At 58.7% G+C, this 1,404-nt stretch carries 2 protein-coding genes; both read left to right on the top strand.

From position 1 onward, the window contains the following. Positions 1–222: hypothetical protein (locus FJW05_RS27620; protein WP_210239115.1), on the top strand; the 222-nt coding region annotated here is incomplete at its 5' end. Positions 223–525: 303 nt separating this feature from the next. After that, positions 526–792, top strand: a complete 267-nt coding sequence (locus FJW05_RS27315; RefSeq protein ID WP_140637174.1) for a type II toxin-antitoxin system ParD family antitoxin — start codon at positions 526–528, stop codon at positions 790–792. Positions 793–1,404: the final 612 nt, after the last annotated feature.

The following is a 1,404-nucleotide window of genomic DNA, read 5'->3' as shown; positions in this document are numbered from 1 at the left end:
AACCTGAAGGTCACAGGTTCAAATCCTGTCCCCGCAACCAAATCCAAAAACGGCCCGCATCCACGCGGGCCGTTTTGCGTTTATGATCGCAGAACGGACCCGAAGGGCAAGGCCTCACCTGGCCGAATCATTCAACCCACATCGACCCGCATCGGCGCGCTCGTCATGGCGCTGCTCGCTAGCTGGAATCATGAACCGCGGCCGACGAGGACGTCAAAGTGAGCGCGGCAGCGCACTCAGGAGGCCGGCGTGCAATCAAGCGCGAAATAATATTAGCCGGTTGAGTTTTAAACTCAGCCGGCTTCCGCGTCTCAGCTGCCTCGAAATGGCGCAGAGGTCATGGAATCGGCCGCCTGGCGATCCTCGATCAGGCGCCGGCGTCTCGACCCGATAATTTTGATCTGCCGATTCGGATCTTTCACCGAATCGCAACGGGTGAATTGGAACCGGGCCGGCCAAATGCTAATTGTTGCTATCTATTGCTATGTCCGCTGCCCGGCCCCATATTTTCCGGAGGAGGCCTCCATGCCCAACTTCGCTTTGAACGAGCACTATGAGCGCTTCATCAGAAAGCAGCTCGAATCGGGCCGGTACAACAATGCCAGCGAGGTTGTCCGCGCTGGTCTGCGCATGCTGGAGGATTTTGAGGCAGAGCGTGAGAAGTGGCTGCGTGAGGAGATCCCGTCGCGCGTGGCCGAGCTCCAGCAGGATCCGGCAAAAGCTATTCCCGCCGAAACGGTGTTTTCCCGGCTGGAGCTCCGTCATCGCGCACGGCAGGCGAAAGCCAAGTAGGAGATGGAGTGCCGGATTGTCTTCCACACGAAAGTGGAAGCCGAGCTCGAGCAACTCTATGACGATATAGCCGAGCGTGCATCGCCGGCGGTTGCCTGGAATTTTGTTGTAGGCATCGGCGATCTCTGTCTGGGCTTGTCGACATCTCCATAGCGCGGCACCGAGCGGGTGGAGATCATGCCGGGACTGCGGATCATTGGGTATCGTCGCGCGGTCAGTATCGTTTTCGCTTTCGACGGCGAGTTCGTGCTGATCCTGGCATCTTCTACGCGGGCCGGAATATCACGCCCGAGTCGCTGGAAGGACGGCTCTGAACCGCGGGCCAAAGGGCCGCGACGATCGACATTCGGCTAAGTGCTGGTGGCTGCTTTAGGGCGACCGCATTCACCCGGCGAAGCGGTTGTGACGGGTATCGCCGCAACGGAAGCGCCGGCCAAAATTCAACCAAGCCAGCTCACGAATTTTGCCTTCTTGGATATCTCCACGAGAAATCGAAAAAAGAGCGATCTAGGCTGTTGACAGTTCGGTCGGGCGGCGACTATATACGGCCCACGAACGAGGGCGGTGCGCCGCTGGCGACGAAGAAGTTTGCTTCTAGGTCTGCCCTCTGTT

Source organism: Mesorhizobium sp. B2-9-1, assembly GCF_006439455.1.
Classification (GTDB): Bacteria; Pseudomonadota; Alphaproteobacteria; order Rhizobiales; family Rhizobiaceae; genus Mesorhizobium.
Note: the sequence above shows the minus strand (reverse complement) of the source record. Positions and strands in the feature narration are given on the sequence as shown.